This is a genomic window from Acinetobacter sp. Swhac1, from assembly GCF_013390985.1.
GTDB classification, from domain to species: Bacteria; Pseudomonadota; Gammaproteobacteria; order Pseudomonadales; family Moraxellaceae; genus Acinetobacter; species Acinetobacter towneri.
Window position 1 is genome coordinate 1 of the sequence record NZ_JACASN010000103.1, and the last position, 1,013, is coordinate 1,013.

Annotated in this window: 1 protein-coding gene; it reads right to left on the bottom strand. The window is 35.8% G+C overall.

All coding sequences use genetic code 11. The features are described 5' to 3' along the window. Positions 1–90 precede the first annotated feature (90 nt). Positions 91–933: a carbapenem-hydrolyzing class D beta-lactamase OXA-58 gene (locus HX743_RS16110; protein WP_002002480.1), complete on the bottom strand. Its 843-nt coding sequence runs from the start codon at positions 931–933 to the stop codon at positions 91–93. Positions 934–1,013 lie beyond the last annotated feature (80 nt).

Sequence of the window (1,013 nt, forward strand, 5' to 3'; positions counted from 1 at the left end):
TTCTCTATTTTATCAAAATCCAATCGGCTTTTTCTTCAGCATACTTTTTGAAACACTACCAAAAATAGATTAACCTCAAACTTCTAATTCTTATAAATAATGAAAAACACCCAACTTATCTAGCACATCTAAAGACAATTGTTTACGTAGAGCAATATCATCACCAGCTTTCATTTGCATATTTAAAGCAAATGCCACCACTTGCCCATCTGCCTTTTCAACAAAACCCACATACCAACCCACTTGCGGGTCTACAGCCATTCCCCAGCCACTTTTAGCATATAGACGATTCTCCCCTCTGCGCTCTACATACAACATCTCTTTCACTTGTTGCTGAACTTCAGGTTTAAAAGGCAATTGCCCTTGGGCTAAATCATACACAAACTTTACTTCTTGTATAGGTGTAATTGTCAAAGGCCCTTTCAACCAAAATTGATCAACTTCCGTGCCTATTTGCATATTGCCATAACCAATACGTTGCAATTCACTTTGCATTAAGCTTGGACCAATACGACGTGCCAATTCTTGATATACAGGCACTGTAGATGCTTGCATGGCTTCGCCCAAAGTAAAATCTTTGTCCCATGCTTTAAAAAAACGTGGCTTTCCATCCCACTTAAATATTTCTGTAGATGTTGCTTTATGATTTTCTAAACCAATTAGTGCATTGGCAATTTTAAATGTAGATGCAGGAATATAAGCTGTTTTTGCTCGGTCTAAATGCGTGCCATATTTTTTAATATTTTGACCATCATATGTGACAAACACAGCATCAGCTGAGATTTCATTAAAAAGCGCTTGAACATTCTGATCGATGATTGAGTTATTCACTTGTGGAATTGTACTTGTTTTTGCTCGACTCATACTATGCTCAGCACAAGCCCCAATACTTATGCTTAAGCAAACTAAACTCAATATTTTTAATAATTTCATGATATACAACTTTAAAATTTGGTAGTGTTTCAAAAAGTATGCTGAAGAAAAAGCCGATTGGATTTTGATAAAATAGAGAA